This window comes from Methylorubrum rhodesianum (assembly GCF_014199985.1).
GTDB lineage: Bacteria > Pseudomonadota > Alphaproteobacteria > Rhizobiales > Beijerinckiaceae > Methylobacterium > Methylobacterium rhodesianum.
In genome coordinates this window covers 1-25,351 of the sequence record NZ_JACHOS010000012.1, presented here as the reverse complement: position 1 = coordinate 25,351, position 25,351 = coordinate 1, and the positions used below count along the sequence as shown (strand labels likewise).

Annotated in this window: 31 protein-coding genes and 2 pseudogenes; 24 read left to right on the top strand and 9 right to left on the bottom strand. The window is 67.3% G+C overall.

Annotated features, from left to right (window positions below; all coding sequences use genetic code 11):
- Positions 1-5: 5 nt before the first annotated feature.
- The 10 genes from HNR01_RS17740 (at position 6) to HNR01_RS17695 (ending at position 7,097) form a co-directional block, all read left to right on the top strand.
- Positions 6-641 (top strand): DsbA family protein, encoded by a 636-nt coding sequence (locus tag HNR01_RS17740; RefSeq protein ID WP_003596999.1) that lies wholly within the window; start codon positions 6-8, stop codon positions 639-641.
- The gene (locus HNR01_RS17735; protein WP_003597001.1) at positions 641-1,489 is read left to right on the top strand and encodes a L,D-transpeptidase; all 849 of its coding nucleotides are present in this window, start codon (positions 641-643) and stop codon (positions 1,487-1,489) included. Before HNR01_RS17740 ends, HNR01_RS17735 begins: the two co-directional genes overlap by 1 nt.
- Positions 1,476-1,937 (top strand): DsrE family protein, encoded by a 462-nt coding sequence (locus tag HNR01_RS17730; protein WP_003597002.1) that lies wholly within the window; start codon positions 1,476-1,478, stop codon positions 1,935-1,937. The genes HNR01_RS17735 and HNR01_RS17730 overlap by 14 nt, the downstream gene beginning before the upstream one ends.
- Before the next feature lie 253 nt (positions 1,938-2,190).
- The gene (locus tag HNR01_RS17725) at positions 2,191-2,616 is read left to right on the top strand and encodes a YeeE/YedE family protein (protein ID WP_003597005.1); all 426 of its coding nucleotides are present in this window, start codon (positions 2,191-2,193) and stop codon (positions 2,614-2,616) included.
- Positions 2,617-2,619: 3 nt separating this feature from the next.
- Positions 2,620-3,066, top strand: coding sequence for a YeeE/YedE family protein (locus HNR01_RS17720; protein ID WP_003597007.1), 447 nt, complete (start codon positions 2,620-2,622; stop codon positions 3,064-3,066).
- On the top strand, positions 3,063-3,872 hold the full coding sequence (locus HNR01_RS17715; RefSeq protein ID WP_003597009.1) for a sulfite exporter TauE/SafE family protein: 810 nt from the start codon (positions 3,063-3,065) through the stop codon (positions 3,870-3,872). The genes HNR01_RS17720 and HNR01_RS17715 overlap by 4 nt, the downstream gene beginning before the upstream one ends.
- A 21-nt stretch (positions 3,873-3,893) precedes the next feature.
- Positions 3,894-4,805, top strand: a complete 912-nt coding sequence (locus HNR01_RS17710) for an MBL fold metallo-hydrolase (RefSeq protein WP_003597874.1) — start codon at positions 3,894-3,896, stop codon at positions 4,803-4,805.
- An 11-nt stretch (positions 4,806-4,816) separates the two neighbouring features.
- Complete coding sequence (locus tag HNR01_RS17705) at positions 4,817-5,203, top strand: rhodanese-like domain-containing protein (protein ID WP_003597873.1); 387 nt, start codon at positions 4,817-4,819, stop codon at positions 5,201-5,203.
- A gap of 94 nt (positions 5,204-5,297) precedes the next feature.
- Positions 5,298-6,020: a sigma-70 family RNA polymerase sigma factor gene (locus HNR01_RS17700; protein ID WP_012455888.1), complete on the top strand. Its 723-nt coding sequence runs from the start codon at positions 5,298-5,300 to the stop codon at positions 6,018-6,020.
- Between the two features lie 33 nt (positions 6,021-6,053).
- A complete protein-coding gene (locus HNR01_RS17695) occupies positions 6,054-7,097 on the top strand; it encodes a YeeE/YedE family protein (RefSeq protein WP_012455889.1) in 1,044 nt (347 codons plus the stop codon).
- Positions 7,098-7,110: 13 nt separating this feature from the next.
- On the opposite strand, the gene HNR01_RS17690 is transcribed toward HNR01_RS17695, so the two are convergent.
- Entirely contained in the window at positions 7,111-7,467 is a 357-nt protein-coding gene (locus tag HNR01_RS17690; RefSeq protein WP_026105494.1) for an ArsR/SmtB family transcription factor, read from the bottom strand.
- 33 nt (positions 7,468-7,500) lie between these two features.
- Positions 7,501-7,788, bottom strand: a complete 288-nt coding sequence (locus HNR01_RS17685) for a thioredoxin domain-containing protein (protein ID WP_012455890.1) — start codon at positions 7,786-7,788, stop codon at positions 7,501-7,503.
- Between the two features lie 311 nt (positions 7,789-8,099).
- Between HNR01_RS17685 and HNR01_RS17680 the strand changes: the two genes are divergently transcribed.
- The 12 genes and pseudogenes from HNR01_RS17680 to HNR01_RS28150 all read left to right on the top strand — a co-directional run bounded on the left by HNR01_RS17680 (position 8,100) and on the right by HNR01_RS28150 (position 17,867).
- Positions 8,100-8,675, top strand: coding sequence for a thioredoxin family protein (locus tag HNR01_RS17680; protein ID WP_003597867.1), 576 nt, complete (start codon positions 8,100-8,102; stop codon positions 8,673-8,675).
- A gap of 167 nt (positions 8,676-8,842) precedes the next feature.
- Positions 8,843-9,319 (top strand): sulfur oxidation c-type cytochrome SoxX, encoded by a 477-nt coding sequence (gene soxX / locus HNR01_RS17675; protein WP_003597865.1) that lies wholly within the window; start codon positions 8,843-8,845, stop codon positions 9,317-9,319.
- Between the two features lie 27 nt (positions 9,320-9,346).
- A complete protein-coding gene (soxY, locus tag HNR01_RS17670) occupies positions 9,347-9,817 on the top strand; it encodes a thiosulfate oxidation carrier protein SoxY (RefSeq protein WP_003597863.1) in 471 nt (156 codons plus the stop codon).
- A 39-nt stretch (positions 9,818-9,856) separates the two neighbouring features.
- Positions 9,857-10,186, top strand: a complete 330-nt coding sequence (soxZ, locus tag HNR01_RS17665; protein WP_003597861.1) for a thiosulfate oxidation carrier complex protein SoxZ — start codon at positions 9,857-9,859, stop codon at positions 10,184-10,186.
- Between the two features lie 58 nt (positions 10,187-10,244).
- On the top strand, positions 10,245-11,111 hold the full coding sequence (soxA, locus tag HNR01_RS17660) for a sulfur oxidation c-type cytochrome SoxA (protein WP_003597860.1): 867 nt from the start codon (positions 10,245-10,247) through the stop codon (positions 11,109-11,111).
- Between the two features lie 15 nt (positions 11,112-11,126).
- Positions 11,127-12,806 carry a thiosulfohydrolase SoxB gene (gene soxB, locus HNR01_RS17655; RefSeq protein ID WP_003597858.1) on the top strand — a complete coding sequence of 560 codons (1,680 nt, stop codon included), beginning with the start codon at positions 11,127-11,129 and terminating at the stop codon, positions 12,804-12,806.
- A gap of 53 nt (positions 12,807-12,859) precedes the next feature.
- Positions 12,860-14,152, top strand: coding sequence for a sulfite dehydrogenase (soxC, locus tag HNR01_RS17650; RefSeq protein ID WP_003597857.1), 1,293 nt, complete (start codon positions 12,860-12,862; stop codon positions 14,150-14,152).
- A complete protein-coding gene (locus HNR01_RS17645; protein WP_012455891.1) occupies positions 14,136-14,813 on the top strand; it encodes a c-type cytochrome in 678 nt (225 codons plus the stop codon). The genes soxC and HNR01_RS17645 overlap by 17 nt, the downstream gene beginning before the upstream one ends.
- Positions 14,810-15,760 carry an MBL fold metallo-hydrolase gene (locus HNR01_RS17640; RefSeq protein ID WP_183668923.1) on the top strand — a complete coding sequence of 317 codons (951 nt, stop codon included), beginning with the start codon at positions 14,810-14,812 and terminating at the stop codon, positions 15,758-15,760. The genes HNR01_RS17645 and HNR01_RS17640 overlap by 4 nt, the downstream gene beginning before the upstream one ends.
- 62 nt (positions 15,761-15,822) lie before the next feature.
- Positions 15,823-16,284 carry a DsrE family protein gene (locus HNR01_RS17635; protein WP_003597852.1) on the top strand — a complete coding sequence of 154 codons (462 nt, stop codon included), beginning with the start codon at positions 15,823-15,825 and terminating at the stop codon, positions 16,282-16,284.
- Positions 16,285-16,451: 167 nt separating this feature from the next.
- Complete coding sequence (locus HNR01_RS17630) at positions 16,452-16,634, top strand: SRPBCC family protein (protein WP_017484328.1); 183 nt, start codon at positions 16,452-16,454, stop codon at positions 16,632-16,634.
- 521 nt (positions 16,635-17,155) lie between these two features.
- Positions 17,156-17,867, top strand: a pseudogene (locus tag HNR01_RS28150) (hypothetical protein).
- Between the two features lie 126 nt (positions 17,868-17,993).
- Here the strand turns inward: HNR01_RS28150 and HNR01_RS27625 are convergent.
- Complete coding sequence (locus HNR01_RS27625) at positions 17,994-18,137, bottom strand: hypothetical protein (RefSeq protein ID WP_017484325.1); 144 nt, start codon at positions 18,135-18,137, stop codon at positions 17,994-17,996.
- A 367-nt stretch (positions 18,138-18,504) separates the two neighbouring features.
- On the opposite strand from HNR01_RS27625, the gene HNR01_RS17615 reads away from it, so the two are divergent.
- Positions 18,505-18,756 carry a hypothetical protein gene (locus tag HNR01_RS17615; RefSeq protein ID WP_012455893.1) on the top strand — a complete coding sequence of 84 codons (252 nt, stop codon included), beginning with the start codon at positions 18,505-18,507 and terminating at the stop codon, positions 18,754-18,756.
- Here HNR01_RS17615 and HNR01_RS17610 read toward each other — a convergent pair whose 3' ends face one another.
- The 3 genes from HNR01_RS17610 to HNR01_RS17600 all read right to left on the bottom strand — a co-directional run bounded on the left by HNR01_RS17610 (position 18,757) and on the right by HNR01_RS17600 (position 21,228).
- Positions 18,757-19,452: a VIT1/CCC1 transporter family protein gene (locus HNR01_RS17610; RefSeq protein ID WP_012455894.1), complete on the bottom strand. Its 696-nt coding sequence runs from the start codon at positions 19,450-19,452 to the stop codon at positions 18,757-18,759. It abuts the gene before it with no gap.
- Positions 19,453-19,457: 5 nt separating this feature from the next.
- Positions 19,458-20,003 carry a cytochrome b gene (locus tag HNR01_RS17605; RefSeq protein ID WP_012455895.1) on the bottom strand — a complete coding sequence of 182 codons (546 nt, stop codon included), beginning with the start codon at positions 20,001-20,003 and terminating at the stop codon, positions 19,458-19,460.
- A gap of 367 nt (positions 20,004-20,370) precedes the next feature.
- The gene (locus HNR01_RS17600) at positions 20,371-21,228 is read right to left on the bottom strand and encodes a Dps family protein (protein WP_012455896.1); all 858 of its coding nucleotides are present in this window, start codon (positions 21,226-21,228) and stop codon (positions 20,371-20,373) included.
- A gap of 263 nt (positions 21,229-21,491) precedes the next feature.
- On the opposite strand from HNR01_RS17600, the gene HNR01_RS17595 reads away from it, so the two are divergent.
- Positions 21,492-21,719, top strand: a complete 228-nt coding sequence (locus HNR01_RS17595; protein WP_012455897.1) for a hypothetical protein — start codon at positions 21,492-21,494, stop codon at positions 21,717-21,719.
- 58 nt (positions 21,720-21,777) lie between these two features.
- Here the strand turns inward: HNR01_RS17595 and HNR01_RS17590 are convergent.
- From HNR01_RS17590 to HNR01_RS17580, 3 genes and pseudogenes are all read right to left on the bottom strand, one after another.
- Positions 21,778-21,918: pseudogene (locus HNR01_RS17590) on the bottom strand (glutaredoxin); the annotation flags it as partial.
- A gap of 321 nt (positions 21,919-22,239) precedes the next feature.
- Complete coding sequence (locus HNR01_RS17585) at positions 22,240-23,052, bottom strand: hypothetical protein (RefSeq protein ID WP_231343950.1); 813 nt, start codon at positions 23,050-23,052, stop codon at positions 22,240-22,242.
- 434 nt (positions 23,053-23,486) lie between these two features.
- Positions 23,487-24,929 carry a tyrosine-type recombinase/integrase gene (locus HNR01_RS17580; RefSeq protein WP_012455899.1) on the bottom strand — a complete coding sequence of 481 codons (1,443 nt, stop codon included), beginning with the start codon at positions 24,927-24,929 and terminating at the stop codon, positions 23,487-23,489.
- Positions 24,930-25,351 lie beyond the last annotated feature (422 nt).

Genomic DNA, 25,351 nt, shown 5'->3' with positions numbered 1-25,351 from the left:
CCACCATGGACCGCAGGACCCTGCTCGCCCTTATGCCCGCCGTCGCGCTCGCGCCTGCCCTGTTGTCGCTGGCGCCCCCCATCGAGGAGGCCTTCGCCCAGGGCGTCGACCCCAACGCCATCCTCAACGACCCGGAGGTGCCGGTCTCGGGCAACCCGAAGGGCGACCTGACCATCGTCGCCTTCCTCGATTACAACTGCCCCTTCTGCAAGAAGGCCGAGCCCGACCTCATCCGTCTGGTGAAGGCGGACGGGCGCATCCGCCTCGTCCACAAGGACTGGCCGATCCTCGGCGACGCCTCCGTCTACGGCGCCCAACTCGCCCTCGCGGCGAAGTACCAGGGCCGCTACGACGAAGTGCACCGCGCGCTCATGGGGATTCCGGGCCGCAAGATCCCGAAGGAGCGGATGCTGGAGGCGGTGGCCGCCTCGGGCGTCGACGTCGCCCGCCTGGAAGAGGACCGGAAGGCGCACCAGGCCGAGATCGCGGCCCTGCTCCAGCGCAACCTCGACCAGGCGGACGCCCTGGGGCTCCAGGGAACGCCGGTCTTCCTGATTGGCCAACTCAAGGTCGCGGCGGCGCTCGATTACGACGGCTTCAGGCAGGCAGTCGCCCAGGCCCGAGCGCGGGGTCGCTCGTGATGCCGCGGCCCCTCCGCCTTACGACGTTGATCGCGCTCGCCTCGGCGCTCGGCGCCTGCTCGACCTCGCAGGGGGCTCCGGCCCCCGTCGCGGAAGCCCGGCCGCAGATCACCCCGGAGGTCTTGCGCCGGTACGCCGCCGTCACGGACGAACCCTTCCCGGTCGAGGCGGTCGACCCGCGCGACCTCAAGGCTCGCAACGTCCGCCAGTTGGTCGACTACCCGTCAAAGGAGCTGCCCGGCACCCTCGTCGTCGATCCATACAAACGCTTCCTCTTCCTCGTCATGGAGGGCGGCAAGGCGATGCGCTACGCGGTCGGGGTGGGCAAGGCCGGATTCGAGTTCACCGGCGAGGCGACCGTGGCGCGCAAGGCGTCCTGGCCGCGCTGGACGCCGACGCCCGACATGCTCCGGCGTGATCCGGAGCGGAACGGGCGCTGGGCCGGCGGCATGCCGGGCGGCGACAGGAACCCGCTCGGCGCCAGGGCGCTCTACCTGTTCAAGGACGGCAAGGACACGCTGTACCGTATCCACGGCACGACGGAACCATCGAGCATCGGCGAGGCGGTGTCCTCGGGATGCATCCGCATGCTGAACCAGGACGTGATCGACCTGCACCGGCGCGTCCCCACCGGCACGAAGGTGGTGGTGCTCGGGTCCCGAGGCACCGTCCACGCCGCACGGCCAAAAGCGCCGGAGACGACGGGCAGCCTCGGGAACGGCGCATCCTCCGGACCGAAGCCGGACGACGGCCTCGATCATGCGGGGCTCGACAACCTATCGCGCAGCGCGTCGGAAGCACCCGAGCCTCCGGCCTATGACGGGGAGGCGGACGATGACGGTCTTTAGGAGCCTGATGATCGCGGTCGTGCTTGCGACCCTGGGCGTAGGGGCCGCCCATGCCGGCCCGGAAGCGCCGGCCGGGTACTACGCCGACCAGAAGGTGGTCTACCACAACGACGGCGGCCCCGACGGAGCCGCCTACTTCAAGCGCCTGCTCGGCAATCTGCGCAACCACGTCGAGACCGTGGGCAAGACCCACGTTGAGATCCGCGTGGTGAGCCACGGCGACGGGGTCGGGCTCTTCCAGTCGGCCGCGAGCGACAGGGAGCTCGCCGCCCGTATCGATGCCCTCAAGGGGATGGGCGTTCGGTTCCTCGTCTGCGGCCATACCCTGCGCGAGCGGAAGATCGACCGCAACACGCTCTACGGCGTCACCGAGGACGAAGTGGTGCCGAGCGGTGTCGCCGAACTGGCGCGGCTGCAGGGCATGGGGTTCGCCTACATCCATCCCTGAGTTGGTCGAACGGGAGACGGCGAGCCTCCCGTCGGCATCGATGCCACGCCAACGATGGCGTCCGCCCAAAGGCGAAGGCGCCCGTGCGCCACCGCACCCCCTCTGCGCGTCCCAATCCAGGCCGTCGGTTTCACGCTTGCCATTCCATTAGATGATGCTAAATAAGAGTTATCTAATGTTCTGGTTTGGCAGGGGAGGACGTCCCTTGCGCCCCGCCGGGCATCCCCCGGACCACCGTTTGGGAGCGACCACCATGGACGGCTTCACGCCTGTCAGCGCCCTCGCCGGCGGTGCCTTGATCGGCACCTCCGCGGCCCTGTTCCTGCTCCTCAACGGACGGATCGCCGGCATCAGCGGCATTCTCGGCGGCCTCCTAACCCCGCCATCTCGCGAGACGGGCTGGCGCGCCGCCTTCGTGGCAGGACTCGTCCTGGCGCCGTTCGCCTACGCCGGCCTGGGTGGCAGCCTGCCGCCGCTGACGGTGGATGCCTCGTTCCCGCTGCTCGTGGTCGCCGGTCTGCTGGTCGGGTTCGGATCGCGCCTCGGTGCCGGCTGCACGAGCGGCCACGGTGTCTGCGGCATCGGCCGTGGCTCGCCCCGCTCCGTGGTCGCCACCGGCACCTTCATGGCCGTCGCCATCCTGACCGTCCTCGTCGTGCGCCATCTCGTCGGAGCCTGAGCCATGGCCAAGACCGCCTCCGCCTTCGCCGTCGGTCTCCTGTTCGGCCTCGGCCTCCTCGTCTCCGGCATGGCTGATCCGGCCAAGGTTCTCGCCTTCCTCGACGTGACCGGGCGCTGGGACCCGAGCCTCGCCTTCGTGATGGCTGGCGCCGTCGCGGTCTCGGCGACGGGCTATTTCGTGGCGCGGCGCCGTGGGCGGCCGTTGCTCGCCTCCCGGCTTGAGATCCCGACCCGGCGCGACCTCGACCCGCGCCTGATCGCCGGCGCCGCGGTGTTCGGTCTCGGCTGGGGCCTCGCCGGCCTGTGCCCGGGGCCCGCCCTCACCCTGCTGACGGTCGCACCGGCGCAAGCTGTGACCTTCGTCGTCGCCATGGTCGTCGGGATGCTGGCGTTTCACCTTCTTCCGGCGGCAGCCCCGAAGCCGGCGGTCCAGGGAGCCGACGCATGACGCCCGGCCTGCTGACATCCGGCCTCGCGGCCGGCTCGGGCGGGGTCGTCGGCCTGATCCTCGGTCTCGTCGGCGGGGGCGGCTCGATCCTGGCGGTCCCGCTCCTGACCTACGTCGTCGGCGTGTCCTCGCCACACGTGGCGATCGGCACCAGCGCCCTGGCGGTGTCGGTCAGCGCGGCCGGCAACCTCGTCCCGCAATGGCGGGCGGGGAACGTGAAGTGGCGCTGCGCGGCGGCATTCTCGGTCGCCGGCGTCCTCGGCGCGCTGGCCGGCTCGGTCGCTGCGAAGGCGGTCGACGGGCAGAGCCTCCTGGCCCTGTTCGGTGTCGTGATGCTCGTGGTCGGGGGCCTGATGCTGCGCAAGCGGCGCGGTGACGGCGACCCCGAGGTGCGCCTGACGAAGGCCAACGCCCCGGTACTCCTGCCCTGGCTGCTCGGCATCGGGTTCGCGGTCGGCCTGTTCTCCGGCTTCTTCGGCATCGGCGGGGGATTCCTCATCGTGCCGGGCCTGATGCTGGCGACGTCGATGCCGCTGCCGATGGCCATCGGCACCTCGCTGGTCGCGGTCAGCGCCTTCGGGGCGGCGACCGCCGCGAGCTACGCCGCCTCCGGCCTGATCGACTGGCCGTTGGCCGGCCTGTTCATCCTGGGAGGCGTGCTCGGCGGCCTCGCCGGCACGCGCCTCGGCCAGAGGCTCGCCGGGCGCAAGCGAGCCCTGACCGTCACCTTCGCCGGCCTCGTCATCCTGGTCGGCCTGTACGTCGTCGCCCGCGGAGCCCTGCCGCTCCTCGGCGCCAACACCTGAACCCGAAAAAGGAGGCGTTTCATGTCGGACCAGACCATCGCAGCCCTGCGCGGGCGTCCCATCGTGACCGGCTTCCATGACGAGCCGACCGGCAGCATCCAGTACGTCGTCGCCGATCCCGGGACGAAGCGCTGCGCCATCATCGACCCGGTGCTCGACTTCGATCCGAAGTCCGGCGCGACCGCGACCCGCTCCGCCGATGCCCTGCTCGCCCACATCGAGCGCGAGGGCTACGAGCTGGAGTGGATCCTCGACACCCATCCGCACGCCGACCACTTTTCGGCGGCCGGCTACCTGCACGACAAGACCGGCGTCCCGACCGCCATCGGCGAGAAGGTCGTCGACGTGCAGCGGCTTTGGAAGGGGCTCTACAACCTGCCCGACACGTTCCGGACGGACGGTTCGCAGTGGTCGCGGCTCTTCGCCGACGGCGAGCGCTTCCGGATCGGCGACCTCGACGTCGAGGTGATGTTCACGCCCGGCCACACCATGGCCTCCATCGCCTACCGGATCGGCGACGCCGCCTTCATCCACGACACGCTGTTCATGCCCGACAGCGGCTCGGCGCGGGCCGACTTCCCAGGCGGCAGCGCGCACGCGCTCTGGCGCAGCATCCAGCGCATCATGGCCCTGCCGGACGAGACACGGCTGTTCACTGGGCACGATTACCGCCCGGGCGGGCGCGAGGCGGCCTGGGAGAGCACGGTCGCCCGGCAGCGGGCCGAGAACCCGCACCTCGTCGAGGCCCCGACCGAGGAGGCGTTCGTCCGCATGCGCGAGGCACGCGACCGCGAACTGCCGATGCCCAAGCTCATCCTGCATTCCCTGCAGGTGAACATCCGAGGCGGCCGCCTGCCCGAGCCCGAGGCGAACGGCAAGCGTTACCTGAAGATCCCGCTGGACGCCCTCGACGGCGCGGCCTGGGGCGAGTGACGGAGGAAGCCATGACCATGAGAAGCGCGAAGGATTTGGTGGCGGAAGCCAACCGCGAGGTTGAGACCCTGTCGGCCGAGGAGGCGCTCGCACGCCTCGGCCAGCCCGACACGATGCTCGTCGACGTGCGCGAAGGCGAGGAATTGGCCAAGACCGGCAGGATCGCCGGCGCGGTCCATGTGCCCCGCGGCTTCCTGGAGTTCCAGGCCGACCCGGAGAGCCCGACCCACAAGGCCGAGCTCGGCGGCGGTAGGCGCCTGGTACTCTACTGCGCCTCCGGCAACCGGTCGGCCCTGGCCGCCAAGGTGCTCAACGACATGGGCCTCGGACCGGTCGCCCACGTTGCCGGGGGCTTTCCGGCACTGGTCAAGGCGGGGGCCTCGGTCGACCCCGCCTGAGGACCGTTCGGGCGGTCAAGCTCGGGGTTCCGCATCACAACGAATGCATCGTGCGGTCGTCGCACCTTACCCTCACTCGAAAAGGCATCCGACCGTGACCGACACCCCGCATGCCGCCGATCCAACGGCTTTGCCCAGCGGCGATTGCTCCAAGGCGGGCATCGCTGCCCATCTTACGGGTCCGTTGCGGGATTACTTCTCGGTTGCCGAGCACGCGGCCATCCCGGAGAGGCTCTCGCTCCTCGTCGAGCGGTTCGAGGCGTCGCTGGTCGCATCCGGCGAGCGTCTCGGGGTCACGTTCCGCGACGATCTCCTCCGGGCGCTGCCGATGCTTCGGACGTTCGCGATGTCCCTCTGCGCGAATGCGGCCCGCGCCGACGACCTCGTGCAGGAGATGATGGTCCGGGCATGGGCCAACCGGGAGAAGTTCGTGCCCGGCACCAACTTCACGGCCTGGAGCTTCACGATCCTGCGCAACCAGTTCTACACCGAGATGCGCAAGGCCAGGCGCGAGGTCGAGGACGCCGAGGGCGCGCACGCCGCGACGCTTACGGCGGCACCGGACCAGGACCACGTCGTGGCGCTCGGGGCCGTGATGAACCTCATCGGGACGCTGCCGCTCCCGCAACGCCAGGCGCTGCTGCTCGTGGGGGCCGAAGGCTTCACCTACGAAGAGGCGGCAGCCCGCCTCGGCTGCCAGGTAGGGACCGTCAAGAGCCGGGTGAGCCGCGCACGGAGCCAACTTGTCGCCAGCCTGACGCAGACTGTTCCGTCGCTGTGCGTCACGAGACGCTACGATTCTCACACGGCCGTTTGACAAGGCCTTTCAAGGGTGAACGAATCTAGGCTGATGTTGGACACGCTGCCTGCTTACCTTCTCCGGGCGGCGCTCGGCCTCGCCCTTGGAGCACTGCTCGGCACGGTCGCACGGCGGGGTCGCTTCTGCACGCTCGGCGCCATCGAGGATGCCGTCTACGCGCGTGACACCCGCCGCGCGCGTGCTTGGCTGCTGGCGATTGGCATCGCCATCCTCGGCACCCAACTTTTGGAAGCCGCTGCCGGTCTCGACCTCTCCCGGTCGATCTACACGGGGCCGCGCTTGGAATGGGGCGCGATGATCCTCGGCGGGGCGATGTTCGGCTTTGGGATGGCGCTCGTAGGGACCTGTAGCTTTGGGGCTCTCATTCGGCTCGGCGGGGGAGACCTACGAGCCCTCCTCGTCCTGCTTGTGCTCGGCCTCTCAGCCTATATGGCAATCAGCGGCGTGACGGCGCTCATGCGCGTGACGATTACTGAGCCGTTAAGCGTCGATCTCGGAAGCCAGCGCCTCGGCGCTCTCCTGCGGCTCGATCAGGCGGGCCGCATTGTCGTGAGCGTCGTGGTAGGCGTCGGCTTCTGTATCGCGGCGCTCACGAGCGGCGCCTTCCGGGAGACGAAGCGGCTGCTGGTCGGCGCTATCGTGATCGGATGTGTGATCGTCGCCGGATGGTGGGCCAACGGAAGCGCGGGCTTCGACGAGTTCGAGACCCAGGCGGTCGGCTCCTTCAGCTTCGCTCGACCTGTCGGCGATACGTTGCTCTACGCCATGCTCGCGAGCGGCACGAAGATCGATTTCGGCGTGGCCTCGGTCTTCGGCGTCCTGGTCGGATCTTTCGCGTCGGCACGCCAAGCGGGCGAATTCTATTGGGAAGCGCCCGACGATGCCCGGGAGGTGAAGCGCCACCTTCTCGGCGCGTTCCTAATGGGCACGGGCGGCGTCACTGCCCTCGGCTGCACCATCGGCCAGGGGTTGAGCGGTCTCTCGACGCTGTCGGTCGGCTCGATGCTCGCCCTCGGCGCGATCCTCGTCGGAGCCCGAGCGGGTCTCTACTTTCTCGTAGACCGACATACGTGAGGGGCTTCAAAGGTTACGGCGTACGTCCGTTGCAGAAGGCGCGGTGCAAGGCAGCGATGATTTCGCGAACCTCGGGCCGGGCCAGCGCATAGTAGATGTTCTTGCCGTCGCGGCGGGCCTCGACGAGATCGTCGGCCCGCAACCGCGCCAACTGCTGGGACACGGCGGGCTGGCGCAGGTTCAGCAGTTGCTCCAGTTCCGAGACTGAGCGCTCGCCCTCGACCAACAGGCAAAGGATAACAAGGCGCGCCTCGTGGCCGAGAGCCTTCAGCAGCTCGCTGGCATCACGTGCATTGGCCAGCAACAGTTCCAGGTCGAGGCTGCCCGGGGCCTCGGCGCTCGTCACCGGCTGCGCTTGCTGCAACGGCATCATCTCACCCTTTTCCTTGCCGTCTAAAACCCGTCACGGGGAAGCCGGTAGCTGTTTCAGCAACCGCTCGGCCCGCCCCCAGAAAAACTCCTCGCCCGGATAGCCCTCGATCCGGTCGACCTCGGCGCCGCCTTCGATGAGGACGAATGTCGGTGTGTAGAGGATCGGGCGCTTGAGCGTGAGTCCGGGAGGGATGCCTGCGTCGAGATCGACACGGCGCAACGGCGCCCGCTTCCCGATATCCGTCTTCGGATAGATCGGCCCGATCTCCTTGTCCCACACCTTGCACCACGGGCAGCCGCGCCGCTCGAATTTGACCATTTCGGCGGCCTCGACGGAGCAAGGCCATAGGGCGCCCCCCCAAGCCCCCGCCATGACTGCCCGCCTCGTTTCCCGCATCGACCTTCCCAAGCTCAAGACCATCACTTTGATATAGCAAAAATCGAATGTGTTCGAGTGGAAGCGACGTGGCCGCCGGGATTGTGATTGGCCCCGGAACAGCGGACTCAATCGCCCCTTCACCTCGCCTCCTCTCAAAGCCACAGCAGCAGCGGGTATCAGGGGCAACGGATTGCCAGATGCGGGAAATTCGCACTACACATGCACGAACAAGAATATTTGGAGGGGACGTCATGTCGACCCGGCGCCGGTTCCTTGCGGGTGCCCTCGCGCTTGGCCTGCCTTCCAAAGCCATGGCCCAGGCGATCCAGGGCGATGACGGTCTCTACCGGGAGCCCTGGTTCCTCGAAAGCTTCCTCGACCTGTCGGACGATCTGAGGGCGGCCCGGGACCACGGCAAACGTCTTGCCGTCCTTTGGGAGTTGAAGGGCTGTCCCTACTGCAAGCAGATCCACCTCGTGAACTTCGCGGATCGGGCGACGAGCACGTATATCCGCGAGCGTTTCGATATCCTGCAGTTGAACTTCATCGGTTCGCGCGAAGTCACCGATTTTGACGGGCAGACCCTTTCCGAAAAGGGCTTCGCGGAGAAATACGGGATCTACTCCACGCCGAGCATACAGTTTTTCCCGGCGGAAGAATCGACGCTCGCGGACAAGCCGCCTCAGCAGCGCGAGGTCCTGCGCCTTCGGGGTTATGTCGCGCCTGAGGAGTTCCGGCGAACCTTCGCCTTCGTGGCCGAGCGAGCCTACGAGCGTACGAACCTGCAGGACTACCTGCGCTCCCCGGAGGCGGCGCGGCGGGGCTAACAGTTCGGCCGCGATGATCGGTGGCCTCCTGATTAACGCTTGACTCGAAAGCGATAAGCGTCAAACTTGCAAATATTCGCATATGTCGATTGGTTCGCCCATCGGCAGTGCGTGCGGTTCGAAACGACCGCACCCGCCGCAATGACGGCGCACCGAGGAAACGCCAGATGCGTAGGCCGATCACAGCCTTTGCGCTCGCAGGACTTTGCGTCCTCGCGACCGCCGCCGGAGCCGAGACGGCTTCAACCGGGCTTGCACCGTTCAAGGTCGTGGCCGTCGACGGCAGCGACGCGATCCCCGAGCCGCTTACCGACAAGCCGGGGAATGCGGCGGCCGGCGCCAAGGTCGTGGTGAACCGCCGCCAGGGCAACTGCCTCGGCTGCCATCAGGTCTCTTCGCTGAGCACCGAGTCCTTTCACGGCGAGATCGGACCCTCCCTCGACGGCGTCGCCGAACGGTGGGACGCGGCGCATCTGCGCATGATCGTCGTCAACCCGAAGCACGTCTTCACCGAGGCGACCGTGATGCCTGCCTTCTACCGGATCGAGGGCCTTCATCGCGTGCGTCCCGAGTTCCAGGGCAAGCCGATCCTGACCGCGCAGCAGGTCGAGGACGTCGTCGCCTACCTCACGACCCTGAAGTGATCTCGCGGGCTGAAGGAGCCGCTTCCCATGACCTCTGCCAAGATCCCCGCATTGAACCGCCGCCAAGCCCTGGCCTTCGGCACCGGAGCCGTCGTGGCAACCGCCTTCGCCTTCCGCGCTGGACCGGCCCTGGCCGCGAAGCCTGCGACCGATGAGGCCATCAAGGCCTTCACCCGCGGCAAGGAGCCCGTGAGGGGCAAGGTCAAGCTCGAACTCCCCGAGATCGCCGAGAACGGCAACACCGTACCGATGACGGTGAGCGTCGACGTGCCGATGACGCCGGAGAGCTATGTCGAGGAGGTGATGATCGTTGCCGAGGGCAATCCGAACCCCGGCGTCATCAGCTTCCACTTCACGCCGTCGAGCGTCGCCGAGGCGAACACGCGCATCCGTCTTGCCGAGACGCAGAACGTCATCGCGGTCGCCCGCATGAACGACGGCTCGGTCTTCAGCGACGTCCGCCAGGTGAAGGTCACCATCGGCGGCTGCGGCGGCTAACCCACACGCAACAGCATCGAACGAGGACGGGAGGACCACATGGCCGACGTGAAGCCGCGGATCAAACTGGACAAGAAGGATGTCGCAAAGGGAGACATCATCGAGGTGAAGACGCTCGTCTCACACACGATGGAATCCGGCCAGCGCAAGGACAAGGACGGGAAGACGATCCCGCGCAAGATCCTGAATAAGTTCACCTGCGACCTGAATGGCAAGACGATCTTCAGCGCCGACATAGAGAGCGCGGTCTCCGCCAACCCCTACTTCCAGTTCAAGATCAGACCCGAGGAAACCGGCACGCTGACCTTCACTTGGATCGATGACGACGGGTCGAAGACCCAGGCCACCGAGCAGATCAAGGTCGCCTGACGCGCGCCCGGGGCCGATTGCCCCGGAGCGCCTCCCCCGCCGCGCCGGAGCCCTCGCAATGGTCCGCCCCATTCCCTTTGCCGTCACCGCGCTCGCGCTCGTCGCGCTGGCCGTCGCACCCCATGCGCAGGACATGCCCTCCGCGCCCGCCGCTAAGGAAGGGTCCGAGCGTCCGGCCTGGCAGGCGCACGGCCTCAAGGTCCAGAACCCGAATTCCCCGTTTGATGAAGTTGTCTCCGGCCTGTATTTCCGCTCCAAGGAAACGCAGGACATGCAGGCCGACGACTTCAACAATCCGGGCTTCCTCGCCGTGGAGCAGGGAGAGGAACTCTGGTCGAAGGTCGATGGCGCGGCGGGAAAGTCCTGTGCGAGCTGCCACAACGAGGCATCGACCTCGATGAAGGGCGTCGCGGCGGCCTATCCGAAGTGGAACGAGAAGCTCGGCAAGCCGGTCAATCTGGAGCAGCGGATCAACATCTGCCGCAGCGGCGCCCTGAAAGCCGAGCCCTGGGCCTTCGGCTCGTCCGAACTTACGGCCATGACCACCTACGTCCGTAACCAGTCCCGCGGGATGCCGGTCGCCGTGAAGGTGGACGGGCCCATGACGCCCTGGTTCGAGCGAGGACAATCGCTCTACTACCAGCGGAACGGCCAACTCGATCTCGCTTGCGCGAGCTGCCACGAGAAGAACCACGGCAAGTATCTCCGGGCCGACTTCCTCAGCCAGGGGCAGAGCAACGGATTCCCCGTCTACCGCCTGCGCGACCAGCGGCTGGTGCCGCTCCACGAGCGCATGGAAGGTTGCATGCAGGACGTCCGGGCCACGCCGTTCAAGCCGCTCTCCGACGAGTTCCTCGCCCTGGAGACCTACGTCGCGTGGCGCGGCCTCGGCCTTCCGGTCGAGACGCCCGCCGTGCGCAACTGAGGGCCTGATCCTGCCATGACCTCACGCCGCGACTTCCTGCAGATCGCCGCCGCCACCGCGGCCCTGGTGCCGACGGGCTGGACCCGCGCCTTCGCCCAGCAGCGCCTGACCCAGGACGACCTCCTGGCCTTCGAGCCGATGGGCAACGTCACCCTGGTCCATCTCACCGACATCCACGCGCAGTTGCGGCCCGTGCTGTTCCGCGAGCCCTCGACCAACCTCGGGATGGGCGAGGCGCGCGGTCAGGTCCCCCACGTCACCGGACGCGCCTACCTCGACCTCTACGGCATCCCCGGCGGCTCGCCGCTGGCCTATGCGCTCACGCCGGAGGACTACGTCGCGCTGGCCCGCAGCTATGGCCGGATGGGCGGCCTCGACCGGATCGCCACGGTGCTCGACGCGATCCGCGCCGAGCGAGGCGACAAGGTGCTGTTCCTGGACGGCGGCGACACTTGGCAGAACAGCTACACCTCGATGGTGAGCAAGGGCCAGGACATGGTCGACTGCATGGCGCTGCTGAAGCCCGACGCCATGACGGGCCACTGGGAGTTCACCCTCGGCACCGAACGGGTTAAGGAGATCGTGGACGGGCTCGGCTGCCCGTTCCTGGGCCAGAACGTTCGCGACGCCGAATGGAACGAGCCGGCCTTCGAGGCCACGAAGATGTTCGAGCGCGGCGGCGCGAAGGTCGCGGTGATCGGGCAGGCCTTTCCCTACACGCCCATCGCCAACCCTCGCTGGATGATCCCCGGCTGGTCCTTCGGCATCCGCGAGGAGGACGTGCAAGCGAGCGTCGACAAGGCCCGGAAGGAGGGCGCCGACCTCGTCGTGCTGCTCTCCCACAACGGCTTCGACGTGGACCGCAAGCTCGCCTCGCGGGTGAAGGGAATCGACGTCGTACTCACCGGACACACGCACGACGCGCTGCCTCAGGCGGTAAAGGTCGGCAACACCCTACTCATCGCCTCGGGCAGCCACGGCAAGTTCCTCACCCGCGTCGACCTCGACGTGCGGGACGGGGCCGTGAAGGGCTACCGTTCGAAGCTCATCCCGATCTTCTCCGATATCATCGCCCCAGAGAAGACGATGGCGGCCAAGATCCGGTCGATCCGTGCGCCCCACGAGGCGATGCTGAAGGAGGAACTCGGCCGGACCGAGGCCCTGCTCTACCGGCGGGGCAACTTCAACGGCACGCTCGACGACATGATCTGCGATGCGCTCCTGTCCGAGCGAGAGGCTGAGATTGCCCTCTCGCCCGGCTTCCGCTGGGGCACGACCCTCCTGCCCGGCCAGTCGATAACCCGCGAGGACGTCTACAACGCCACCGCCATCACCTACCCGGCGGCTTATCGGATGCCGATGACCGGCGCCCGGCTGAAGGAGGTGCTGGAGGACGTGGCCGACAACCTCTTCAACGCCGATCCGTACTACCAGCAAGGTGGCGACATGGTGCGGGTGGGCGGCGTGTCCTACGCCATCGACGTCGCTCGCCCGGCCGGCAGCCGCATCTCAGACCTCACCCTCCTGCGCACCGGCAAACCCATCGAGGCTGGCACCAGCTACACCGTGGCAGGATGGGCGAGCGTCAACGAGGGCACCGACGGCCCGCCGATCTGGGACGTCGTCTCCTCGCACATCAAGGCCAAGGGAACGGTGAACCCGACGCCCGCGCAGGTCACCGTCCGTGGCGCCTAGTCGTCTCCAATATATTCACACATTGCTATACTTGAAACAGTTCGGAGAGGCCGATGTCTGAACCGAAGCCGCGCCCCGATCCGTCCGGGCCAACCTCTCGAAGATCCTTCCTGCGCACCGGCCTCGCCCTCGGCGGAGCGGTCGGCACGGGGGCTTTTGCGGGCCGCGCAGCCGCCGCGCCGGACGCGAAGAACCTTCCGCCGAGCGTACCGGAATGGTCGCAGTCGCTCGGTGAGGGTGTCGTCAGCCGGCCCTACGGCCGCCCGTCGAAGTTCGAGGTGGACGTGATCCGCCGCGACGTCGAATGGCTGACCGCCTCGCGCCAGAGTTCGGTCAGCTTCACGCCGCTGCACCAGCTGGAGGGAATCATCACCCCGAACGGCCTGGGCTTCGAGCGCCACCATGGCGGCATCGCCGAGATCGATCCGTCCGAGCATCGGTTGATGATCCACGGCCTCGTCGAGAAGCCGCTGATGCTGACGCTGGAGGACATCAAGCGCTTCCCCCGCGTCAACCGGATCGCGTTCCTCGAATGCGCGGCCAATTCCGGCATGGAGTGGAAGGGCGCGCAGCTCAACGGCTGTCAGTTCACCCACGGCATGATCCACTGCGTCATGTACACGGGCGTCCCGCTCAAGCGCTTGCTCGAAGAAGCCGGTCTCAAGACCAACGCCAAGTGGCTGTTGCCGGAGGGCGCCGACGCCGCGGCGATGACCCGCTCCGTGCCGATCGAGAAAGCGTTCGACGACGCCATCGTCGCCTACGCCATGAACGGAGAGGCGCTCTATCCCGAGCACGGCTATCCGCTCCGCCTCGTCCTGCCGGGATGGCAAGGCAACATGTGGGTGAAGTGGCTGCGCCGGATCAAGGTCGGCGACGAGCCCTGGCACACCCGCGAGGAGACGTCGAAGTACACGGCACTCATGCCGGACGGTCAGGCGCGGCGCTTCACCTGGGCCATGGACGCGAAGTCCGTCATCACCAATCCGAGTCCGCAGGCGCCCATCCACGGTAAGGGCTTCACCGTGCTTTCGGGCTTGGCGTGGTCGGGGCGGGGCGCGATCAAGGGCGTGGACGTCTCGCTCGATGGCGGCCGCAACTGGCGGGCCGCGCGGCTCGACGGGCCGGTCCTCGATAAGGCGCTGACGCGTTTCTATTATGAGTTCGACTGGAACGGCGATCCGCTGCTGATCCAGTCCCGCGCCATGGACGAGACCGGCTACGTCCAGCCGACCAAGGCGGCCCTGCGCCAACACCGCGGCCTGAACTCGATCTACCACAACAACGGCATCCAGACCTGGCACGTGCTGCCCAGCGGGGAGATCGAGAATGTCGAGGTCGCGTAACCGTCTTTCGGCCGCCCTTGCGACCGTCCTCCTCGCGGCCACGCCGGTGGCGGCGGAGCGTCTGAACATCGGCCGCGTCGCGACGCCGGAGGAGATCAAGGGCTGGGACATTGACGTGCGGCCGGACGGCCAGGGGCTTCCTGTCGGCAAGGGAACCGCGGCGCTCGGCGAGACGGTCTTCCAGGAGCGCTGCGCCAGCTGCCATGGCGAGTTCGGCGAGGGCGCGGGACGGTGGCCGGAGCTCGCCGGTGGGTCCGGCACGTTGAAGTCCGACAGTCCGGTTAAGACCATCGGGTCCTACTGGCCCTACGCCTCGACCGTCTTCGATTTCATTCACCGGGCAATGCCGTTCGGCGCGGCACAGACCCTCACGCCGGACGAGACATACTCGGTCACCGCCTATCTCCTCTATCTCAACGACATTCTGAAGGATCAGGACTTCGAGCTGAACGAGAAGAACCTCGCCAGCATCCGCCTGCCTAACGAGAAAAACTTCTTCATGGACGACCGCGAGACGGCGGAGAAGGAGTTCTGGACGGCCAAGCCCTGCATGACGAACTGCCTGCCGAAGGAAGCGTCCATCACGAGCCGCGCTCGCATCCTCGACGTGACGCCAGACAAGGCTGCCGAACCCGCGAAGAAGGCCCCGCCGGTCCAATGACGAGCCGTCCCAACTCCGCGGGAACGCGCTGCGACAGGCGGTTGTTCTTGGGTGGCCTCGGAGCGGGCTTCGCGGGCGCGTGGCCCGTCCGCCGCGCTTCGGCGAACCAGACAGCGGCGCTCAGGGTCGGCGCCGCCTCCGTGGAGACGGCGAGCGACGGCACGCTGTCCTCCTCCCTCGCCTTCATGCTGCCCGACACGCCGCGCGCGGAAGTTGAAGCCGTCTTTAAGGCCGAGGGTCAGCCCGCGGAGGCCACCCCGATTCCGACGAACCCGAGCCTCGTTCGGATCGGCTCGGAAGTCATTCTGATCGATGCCGGCTCGGGCAACTCGTTCCAGCCCACGGCCGGCAAGCTCGGCGAGACGCTGGAGAGCCGGAACATCTCACGTGAGGCGATCACCCAGGTGGTGTTCACGCACGCCCATCCCGATCATCTCTGGGGCGCGGTCGATGATTTCGACGACAGCGAACGGTTTCCCAATGCCCGCTACGTCGTGCCGGCCGCGGAATGGGATTTCTGGACCCGCGAGGATGTCGAGACCCGCGTACCGGATTGGCTTAAGGGCCTCTCCGTAGGCTCGCGACGGACCCTGCGACGCCTTGAGGCGAAGGTGGAGCGCCGTAAGCCCGGCGAAAGCATCGCTCCCGGCCTCACCTACGTCGCGACGCCGGGGCATACGCCCGGTCACGCCTCCGTCCTTGTCGAAGCCGGTCGGGAGCAGGTACTGATCGGCGGGGATGCCTTGAGCCACGCGGTTGTGTCGTTCCGCCGCCCCGCCTGGGCCTTCGGAAGCGATCTCGACCGTGACCTCGCGGCGCGTACCCGCCTCACCCTGCTGGACCGCTTGGCGAATGAGCGGATGACGCTTGTCGGCTTTCACCTCCCGAGCTCAGGCGTCGGACGTGTCGAGCGCGTTGGTGCGAGTTATCGCTTCGTACAAACCTGACGACACGATTTCGCAGGAATATTCCTGTCGGAACAGGACCGTTCGCGAACGGAGTGGACACGATGATGCTGTCGCGTAGGGGCGTGTCCGGACTGGCCGCGCTGATGGCTTGGCTCGTGGCGAGCAGGGCCTCGGCGACCCAATCGGCTGACCCCAAGACCCATCGGGTCGCACTGCAGGTCAGTTCTCGCGAGAACGGCGTGTTCGACCTCGCCCTCAACAACGCGGTCAATCTCGCACGCGAATACAGCAATCAGGCCGAGGAGCTTGAGGTCGAGATCGTTGCCTATGGGCCGGGTCTGCACATGCTGCGGGCCGACACATCGCCCGTGACGTCGAGGATCCACTCCATCACCGAGAGCGTGCCGGGAATCGTACTCTCGGCCTGCGGCAACACCATCAAAGCCATGGAGAAGGCAGAGGGGCACCCTCTGGAATTACTGCCACACGTCGGCATCGTTTCGGCTGGTGCAGTCCGTCTCGTGGCACTTCAGGAGGCAGGTTGGAGCTATCTCCGCGTTTGATCGCGCCGGGTCGCCGAAGGCTAGCCATTGGTTGGTCGCGAGACTGCCTCAGGGGTACATCGAGTGCACCGTTCACACATCCGCGTTTGGCGTAGTCCGCCTTCGGTCGCGCAGTAGCTGGTTCCTCGGCGCACACGACGCGCTCAAGGTTTTACAGGAACCGATGAATGCTCGGAATCGCCGTCCCCGCCGTGGCGCTGGCCATGGTCGTCGTCACGCCTGCCCTTGCGATTGAAGTGACGAAGAGCGTGATGGTGCCTGCATCGCCCGAAGCGGTCTGGAAGATGGTTGGCGGGTTTTGCGGCATCGGCAACTGGCACCTCGTCATCGAGAAGTGGGTGCTGTCTTAGAAAGGCGGCAGGCAGGAGTGAACATTGTCGATGAAGGGCAGTGACACCATCATGGAGGAAGAACAGTTCCGCGGCGACAAGAAGATAGACTACACATGCACGATAATCTCCCGCCCGCTGCCTGTGTAGAGCTATAAGTCCATGCTCATAGTGTAGAAGGACGGGAGCGGATCGAAGGTATCCTGGGCCGGAAACGTCAAGCCCAAGGGGGCCTTTGATGCTAAAGCCAAGGAGACAATTGCTGAAGTCTAGGAGGCGGGCCCGAGGGTCATCGCCGACAAGTCCCAGTAATCACGTCGGCAGGCGCAGAGATTTTGGGGCCGCTCTTTCGCACTTGGAGCGGGATCGGCCTAGATCAAAATCCGTCACCGTCGAGTAAGACGCGGATCACACCCAGGGCGTCGCCAACGTACTGCTACGCCCCGCAGCGACCTGACTGGGCGATCACATGGTGTTGCTTCGCGCCGAACCGTTCCTCTGACCTCCTATCTTCCAGGGCGACATCGAAGGGACGGTCGAGAATGCGACAGGTGAAGGTCAGGCTGATCGAGCCGGGGCTGCCGCCCCGGCGGACGCGCTTGAAAATTCCCGGTTGGGCGGGCGATCCGGAGCCCCGCACAGAAGGCTCGCAGGATTATGCCTGGCACTGCATCCCGCTCTTGGAAGCGGTCAAAGGCGGGATCGAGCTGTTCTACGCCTACGACGCCGAATTGGGCGTGAGCACCAGGGCCGCAAGACTGGTCTTTGAGGGAATTTCGCCGAGCCCGGCGGACCGGGACCGCAAAGGCCGCCGCTCTGGAGCTTCGGCGAGGCCTACTACGCCTATCGGATCCTCATCGACCTAAGGGTCGAGGAGAATTAGGTGATCAGGACCGAGATCCACCCACGCTTCTACACCGACTGGACCGGAACAGTGCCGGTCGCAATGCCGGCACTCATCCGGCACTGGGGGCCGACGATGTACTTCATGGTGTTCAAGGCCCCGGACGAAGGCCGCAGGCATATCTTCCGGAAGGACGAGCCGTTCATGCAGGTGTCCGTCGTCTCGGTTGAGGCCGATTTCGAGCTCATGGCGATGAACGAAGAGGAGGCGCCGAGCGCGAACTCCAATCGCGACGCATCTACCCCAGCCGCGAGACGCTGGCGGCGGACTCGCAGTGGACCTCGGCGACCCACACCGTGTTCGGCGGAACCTACCGGCGCATCCTAGGCGCCGCCAAGAGCCAGCGGTAAGGCTGGGCGGGGTGCGGAACCATCCACCCCGCCGCATCAGGCTCTGTACCCGTACGGCATGTCGCAGCAGTGATGGTGATGGTGGCGATGATAGTAGTATTGCGCCTGCTGTACCGTGGCCTCGCCCTAAGAGGCGGCAAGTAGCGGTTTGGCCTTCGCCGCGACCTCGTCCGGCTCCTTTAGGAGCGCCACAGCGTCGGGGATGGGCTTGGGCAGGTCGGCGTAGCTCTCGGCACGCATGGCCGCGGTTAGCACGGTCTGGGCAGGCATCGCGGCCTGTGCTGGGTCGGCGGCCGCGAGCAGGTTGACGGCCCCGATCAGGCAGCGACTGGCTTGTCCATCGACGGGAACCTCCCTTGAATGGCGCGGCCCGCCCCGGGAAAAGCGCGGACGGAAGCGCCGCCGGAAACACCACCTGCGGTAAAGCAGTTCCGGCTTGCCCAAGGCCAGGCAAGCACTTCTCCAACATGAGCATTGAAGTGCTTGCCGCCACTCGCTATTGTCGGTGCCGGCATTCGATGAAATTGATTTTAGTCAATTTCATTCACATCTTCAGTTGCTAAATGCAGCTCGACTACACACTGCATCGTCGTCGCAGACATGCGGCGTGTGCCTGCCGCTTTTCGAGGAGACTGCGATGGCGAGACGTTTGCGTTGGTTCCTGCTGGTTCAACTCGCGGTCGTGCCTGCAGCGTTCGCCCAGCAACCTGCGGCGTCACCGGACGCGCCGGCGTCCTTCGTCGAACCAACGAACGCGGCCCACCGGCACTGTTCCGGCTCGTGTCTGAAGACCGGCGCCCTGCAGTGGTTCTGCCGGCCCGACCAGACGTGCTCCATCGATTGCGCGACCGCGCCGCCGAAGATGCACTGCCACGATCCGCAGCGGTAGTCAGACGGCCTTGCCGACCAGGCTCCCGATTCCTGCCGTGACGGCCATGGCCAGTACGCCCCAGAAGGTCACCCGCGCCGTCGCCCGGGCGATGGGGGCGCCGCCCGCCTTGGCGCCGAGTCCCCCAAGCACCGCCAGGAATACCAGCGAGGCCCCCGACACCGTATAGACCGCGATGTTGCCGGGCGAGAGCGCCGCCGTCGCCAGGGGTAAGGCCGCGCCGGCCGAGAAGGTCGCCGCCGAGGTCAGCGCCGCCTGGACCGGCCGAGCCGTCGTGACCTCGGAGATGCCGAGCTCGTCCCGGGCATGGGCGCCGAGCGCATCCTTGGCCATCAGTTGTTCCGCGACCTGCAAGGCGAGCGCATGGTCGAGGCCCCGGTCGACGTAGATCCGCGCGAGTTCCTCCCACTCGGCGGCCGGGTCGTCGCCGAGCTCGCGCTGCTCGCGGGCGAGGTCGGCCTGCTCGGTGTCGGCCTGGGAACTCACCGAGACGTACTCGCCGGCCGCCATCGACATCGCGCCTGCCACGAGGCCCGCGCTGCCGGCGACGAGGATTTCACCCGTGTTGGCGGACGAGGCTGCCACACCCACGATCAGGCTCGCGGTGGAGACGAGGCCGTCATTTGCGCCGAGGACGGCGGCTCGCAGCCAGCCGATGCGGTCGATCAGGTGCCGCTCCTGGTGGACGGGTCGCATGGGCGTCAGGATCCCCGGGGCAGCATGCGGCGCAGGACGGCGTCGTGCCAGAGGTAGTGGTGCACGAGGGCGGCGACCGCGTGGAACAGGGCCAGGACCATCAGCACGTTGGCGGCCAACCCGTGCCAGTGAGTCAGGGGCCGCCGCCACTCCGGGTCGCCGATCTGCGGCAGGCTGACCGGGCCGAGGGAGACACCGCGCACGAAGGCGTTGGCGATGCCGAGGCCGACGATGACCAGCAGCAGGACGTAGAGCGCGGCGTGGGTCGCCTTCGCCAGGCGATGAAGGGGCCCAGGGTCATCGACCGGCAGGTCGCGGCCCCGGGCCCGCCGCCAGATGAGGAAGGCTACGACGAGGCCGGTGAGGACGAAGCCCAGGTCGAAATGGGCCGACCAGATGCCGGAGCGCAGGGCACTCTTTGGGACAAGGTCTTCGAGGAACGTCCCGACCAGCCATAGGCCGAGCACGAGCGCCGCGGTCAACCAATGCAGCGCGATGGTGCCGCCGTCGTATCTCGCCGTCGGCCGTGTCGTATCGTCGGGTGCATTCATGGTCGAGATCCTGCCTACGCCGGTGATGCTGCCGGGGGATGACGGTCGCCGACGGCTGGACCCGCCGGGGCTATGGCTCGCCTGCCCTTGGCGCTGATGAACCAGAGACCCTCCGGGTCCCGGCTCGACAGCCGCGGGCGGATCAACCCGCGTTCCCTCAGGGACCGGACCGTGCGCATCTCCCAGGGCTTGGGCGAGACAAGCGGTCCCTCCCGGTCGAGCCGGAGCAACATGGCTCGCTGGCCGGGCGTGAGGGGAGGCTGAGGCGTCGTTCGATCCCGGGGGCGCATCTCTAGTTTGGAATTAATATAAACTGATCGCGGGTCAAGGGGAAACCCCGCGCCTGACGGCGCGGGGTTGGCTGTCGTCAGGGCTTGGCGGGTGTTTGGGCCGGAGCCTGCTGGCCCTGCAGGTCGACCGGCTTGTTGTCGTTGAGGTCCCAGCCGGTGTTCGGGTCGGTGTGCGTCCGCTGGAGCTGCGCCCGCATCTGCCACTGGTACTTGGCGATCCCGTGCTCGACCTCCTGCAGCAGGTTCGACGTGGTGGGGTCGACGTCCTCGGTCGTCTTGATGGCCGCGTGCACCTCCTCGCCGACGCGCTTGTAGGCGTTGGTGAACCACACGAGGATCTGCGCATCGTCGAGGAAGCCGCCGGGAATCTCCGGCACGCCGGAAGTCTTCACGATGGTGTTCGCGCGCCCGTCGGCCGAGACGCCGACCGCGAGGAGGCGCTCGGCGATGGTGTCGGCGTACTTCGACAGGCCCTCGTAGTGCTCCTGCAGCAGGAGGTGCAGCGGGTAGTACAGGGTGCCCGATGCGTTCCAGTGCGCCTGCTTGGTCTGCAACTGGAGTTGCTGCAACTCGGTCAGGGTCTGCTGAAGGGCGGCGACGTCCTTCTTCATGCCCTCCTCGCCGGCACCGAGGTCGATGACCGGCTGGCGGCTGACCTCGTTCGTCGGGAATGCCCCGAGGGGCTGGCGGCTTGTCACCTGGGTCTGCGAGGACTGGCGAACGCCCTCGGTCTTGTTGCTAGGGCCCTGTGAACCCGCGGGCTGGGTCGCGGTGGTTTCCTGGGCGACCTGCATGCGCGCCAGGATCTGTGCGGCGGAGGGGGCGACCGCCTTGGCGGGGGTTGAGGCTGGGGCGGCCTCGCGTGCCAGGGCTGGTGTGAGCACGGTCGAGGCCAGGAGGAGCATGGCCGCCAGGGCGTGGATCGGACGGGTCATCGGGAACCTTGGGAACGCTGCATTGGGTGAGGTCCCGCACGCCTTCGGGCAGCCGGGAAGCCCTAGCTGGGACGAACACGGCCTCCCCCTCGTTCCGGTATGAACCCGAATTTAGGCACCGGGGATTCCTGCCCCGCTTGTCCCCTGGCGAGGTCTCGGCCATGTCACGGGAGCGTTTTCGGATAGGTTTCCGGAGGCCGTTCATTGCTTGACCTCATCGTCGGGCGCGCTGACGGGCGGCCTCGCCCGAGGGGAGCAAACCGTTGACGTCCACGCGGCGCTTCGAGGTGCGGTTGGCGACCCGCGACGGACGTCGGGTCCTGACGGCGCAGGCGGAGCGCGAGGTCGCGCTGATGGCCGAGTCGGTGATGAGGCGTTACGGCGACGACATCCTCGACGTGGGCTTTTCGGTCGCGGCCCCCGACCCGGCGGCGAGCCGGCGGATCGCCCTCTACCTCTCGACGCTGGTCAACGAACTCGACCCGGCTTGAGGTCTACGCCCCGGTTCTCGCGCGGGGCAGGTGGTTCCCAGGGTGGTGCGCAAGACACTCAACGGTGCATCGCCAGCATCCAGAAGGCCATAACGACCATCATCACGTTCTCGGTGAGCGGGACGAAGCCGAGCGGGACCTTGCTCGACCCGCCCACGCAGGCGCACTTGATGTCGCACTTGTCGAGATGGACCGCCTTTGAACACCGAGACTGAGTCTAAGCGGGCGCTGCGAGCGAGCCCCGCGGGGGTGCGGTTTCGCGACTTCGAGGCCGGGTATGAGGTTGCGCTGACCCGATACCCTGCGCGCGTGGCATCCGAGCGTCGGCCTTGACGCCCATCGCGCCCACTTGGTTGTCCCATTCGGATGCCACTTTGGGCGGGGCGCAGCGGGCGCCCGACGCAGCGTGGCCGGCTCGCGCCCCTACCGGAACCGGATCGGGCAGGGGCGGAGCGTTTCTTGAGACCGGATCGGCGGGTCAGGTGTCGACGCACGGTCGCGTAGCGGGAAGCGATTCCGGCTATCGAGGTCCGGCAGCGGATGCGCTGCCCGTCGGCCAGGATGCCGCCGGCAGTTCCGGGACGGCGTCGCGACAGGACCTGGCAATCCTCCGCATGCCCCGATCCCGCCTGTTGGAGGCGGCCGGCGATGCCGGCGTACCCAGCGCCCGTTCGATGTCGTCCAGCCGATCCGCCAGATCGGACAGGCGTCCGGCCAGGGCTTGGTCAGCCGGATGGGATGCCGGGGACATCAGGTCGGACATCGTCGCGAGTTCGACAGCGGCCGCGTCGGGAACCGCAGCGGCGACCTCAAAGGTCGCCGCCAGCAGGATCCCGATGCGTAGGGTCTCAAGCGTCGGAAGCCCGCGGTCCATGGCGGCCTTCACGGATCGGCCGGGCAAAGGCACCCGGACCGGCAGCGTCCTCGCGGCGGCTTCGGTGCCGCGTCCCTGCAGGCCATGCTTGGGCGATGCGGCAGGCCCATGAGGCCGCCCCGCCCCGAACGTCAGGAGCCACGGGCGCCGCGCGCAGCGATCGGATGCGTCCCGACGCTTCGCGCCGGACGCGAGCTCTCCGCCGGCAGCGTGACCGGCGGACCGCCTAGCGCGCCTGGCTTGCAGGGGGTCCCCTCCGGAGACCACGGCCACGTCGAGGTGGGTCCAGACGCCGCCCTCATGCAGGAAGCCGAGCGGGGCGACGAAGCCGACGTCGGCTTGGCCGCCGGCCGCGGCCCGCGCGAGCATCGCGGACATGTCCGCCCGGGATGCCGCCGCGTCCTCCATGGATGGACCGCAGGTCGGCCGCCCGATCTCGTGTCCGTCGATGACGGTCATGAACCGTCCTACGCACGCGAGCCCGCAGCTGGCCAACAGCGCGGCGTAAAGAGCGGAACCATCGTCAGAAAAGAACCCCACGACCATTGCCACCTCCGTCAGTGCACGCTCGAACCTCGCCCCCTGCGACGCTTATTTATACCATCAGTATAATACCTGCGACAAGGTGGCGGTGGCGCGGAGCCGACCCGAAGCCGTCATGAAGGTTACCGCAAACCTCCAGGATGCAGACAAATGACCTTGGGTCACGTCGCGTGGCTCGCGACGCCCAGGCGCTTGCTCCCGGGACGAGGCCATCACGCGAGGGCGACGCCGATGGGCGAGGCGAGACCCGCTGCCCGTAACGGTTCCTGGGGGGGACGGAGCAAGCCGGTCGCGCGGACGGCTGCCCGTGCGGATGCCGGATGCGCCCGACCGCCCGTCGAAACCGCGCCCTACCTGGGATGCGCCCGCGGCCTGAGGGTCATCTCATCGCGGATCGGGCTGCCGTCCAGCGGGGGCAACTTGAGCTTGGCGATGGCTCGACGCGCCGCGCGCATGTGCGGCCCCTCGCTGTATACGTCCAGGGTGATGCTGCTGCGCTTGTGCCCGACGATCGCGGAAATCATCTCGCCCGGCACCCCGGCCTGCTCCATGCGGCTGCTGAACCAGCGCCGGAAGGAGTGGAAATTCACCAGGGACCGCCGCTTGCCGGGCACCACCTCGTCGACCCCGACGCTTCGGCGGTATTCCGTGAACCGGTTCGAGGCCTTGAAGCTGCGCTCGCGCATCGAGTCGGCCTTCTTGACGGGGGGCCATTCCGGAAAAAGGTCGTCCTCGGGCTGCTTGCCGGCCGTTCGCCGGGCGACGAGTTCCGCCAGGTCGGCATGGATCGGGACGTAGCGGGCCGACGCCTCCTGCTTCTGAGGCTTGAACAGGAAGCAATTGTACGCCGTGTCGCGGACCTTCAGGTCGACGATGGCGTCGAGCCGCGCCCCGGTCAGCGCCCCGATCAGCATCAGGTCTCGCAGCTTCGGCGGGGCGGGCCCGCGGAGCAGGTCCGCGAGTTCACTGTCCTTGAAGGGCCTCTCCTTCTGGTCGTGCTTCTCCTTCGGGCCCTTGAGGCGGACGTTGGCGAACACGTTGCCCGACACGGCCGCCGTCCTCGGCACCATCCACTGCCAGTAGCCGGAGAGCCGGCCGATGTACTTGTTGAGCGTCACGTGGTGGAGGCCGGTCATCTCGACCAGCGCGTCGGCGAAGGCGTGCGCGCGCCTCACGTCGATCTCCTGAAGCGTGGCCGGGATGCGCTCGCGCTTGCACCATTCCTGCAGGAAACGCAGCGCGCGGGCGTCGTCCGCCCGGGTCCGGTCCTTGACGAAGAGCTGCTTGCGGTAGTCCTCGTGCATCAGGTCGACGGGAGTCGCCCGACCGTGCGAGATCGCCGAGAAGAGCATGGCCTTCTCGGTCTGCTCGGGAAGCGCCTCCTCGACCTCGTTCGGACCTTCCTCGGGATCTTCGACCCTGACCCAACGCGCGTCCTTCCAGCGGATCTCCGCATGGCGCTCGTAGACCGCCTCCTGAAACTCCTGCCAATCCTCGGCACTGCCGTTCCGCTTGAGTTCCTCGGCGACCTTCGAGAACTCAACGGCGATCTTCATGTCGTCCACGCCGGGGCGCCCCACCGCCTCCATGGCCTCCGCGATCCGCCGCTTGAAGCGCTCCACGTGCTTCCTCTTGAGCACGTTCGCCTCCCTGAGGCTGTCCGTGCCGAGATTGTGCACGAGCTTCGTGGCCCCGAGGGCGCGCCGCACCGGTACCGGAACCGAGACCGTGACCCGCCACGTACCGCCGTGCAATTCCAGGTAAGCCTTCTTCGGGTCGGGCGTGCGGGCCAAGACGTACTCCATGCGGAGCCCAGCGCGGCGACGCTTCACTCCTGCCAAGCGGGATGCCGGGCACCTCAGACAGTCAATCGTCGGTCCGCTGCAGTGTCGATGATGGGGCGAGTACCTTGATCCAACACTAACGCGTCGTGCTGCTGCCAACCGGCTCCGCCCCGGTCCCCAAGCCGGTCGCCGTGCTAGTCGTGGGCGAATAATTATACCGTAGATAAGAAACGATGGCCACCGCCCGGCGCGCAGCTAGGACCGATGCGCGTCGGCGAGAGCGAGCTCATGTCACTTCATGCCCAGCGAGATGCAGGGCCGATGACACGACCGGACGGTAGCGTCCGCGGACGAGGTGTAAATTCGAGGACCGCTTTGGCGGGGATTGGGGTGGCCATCGGGCCATGCGGCTAAGGTGGAGTTTGCGGACT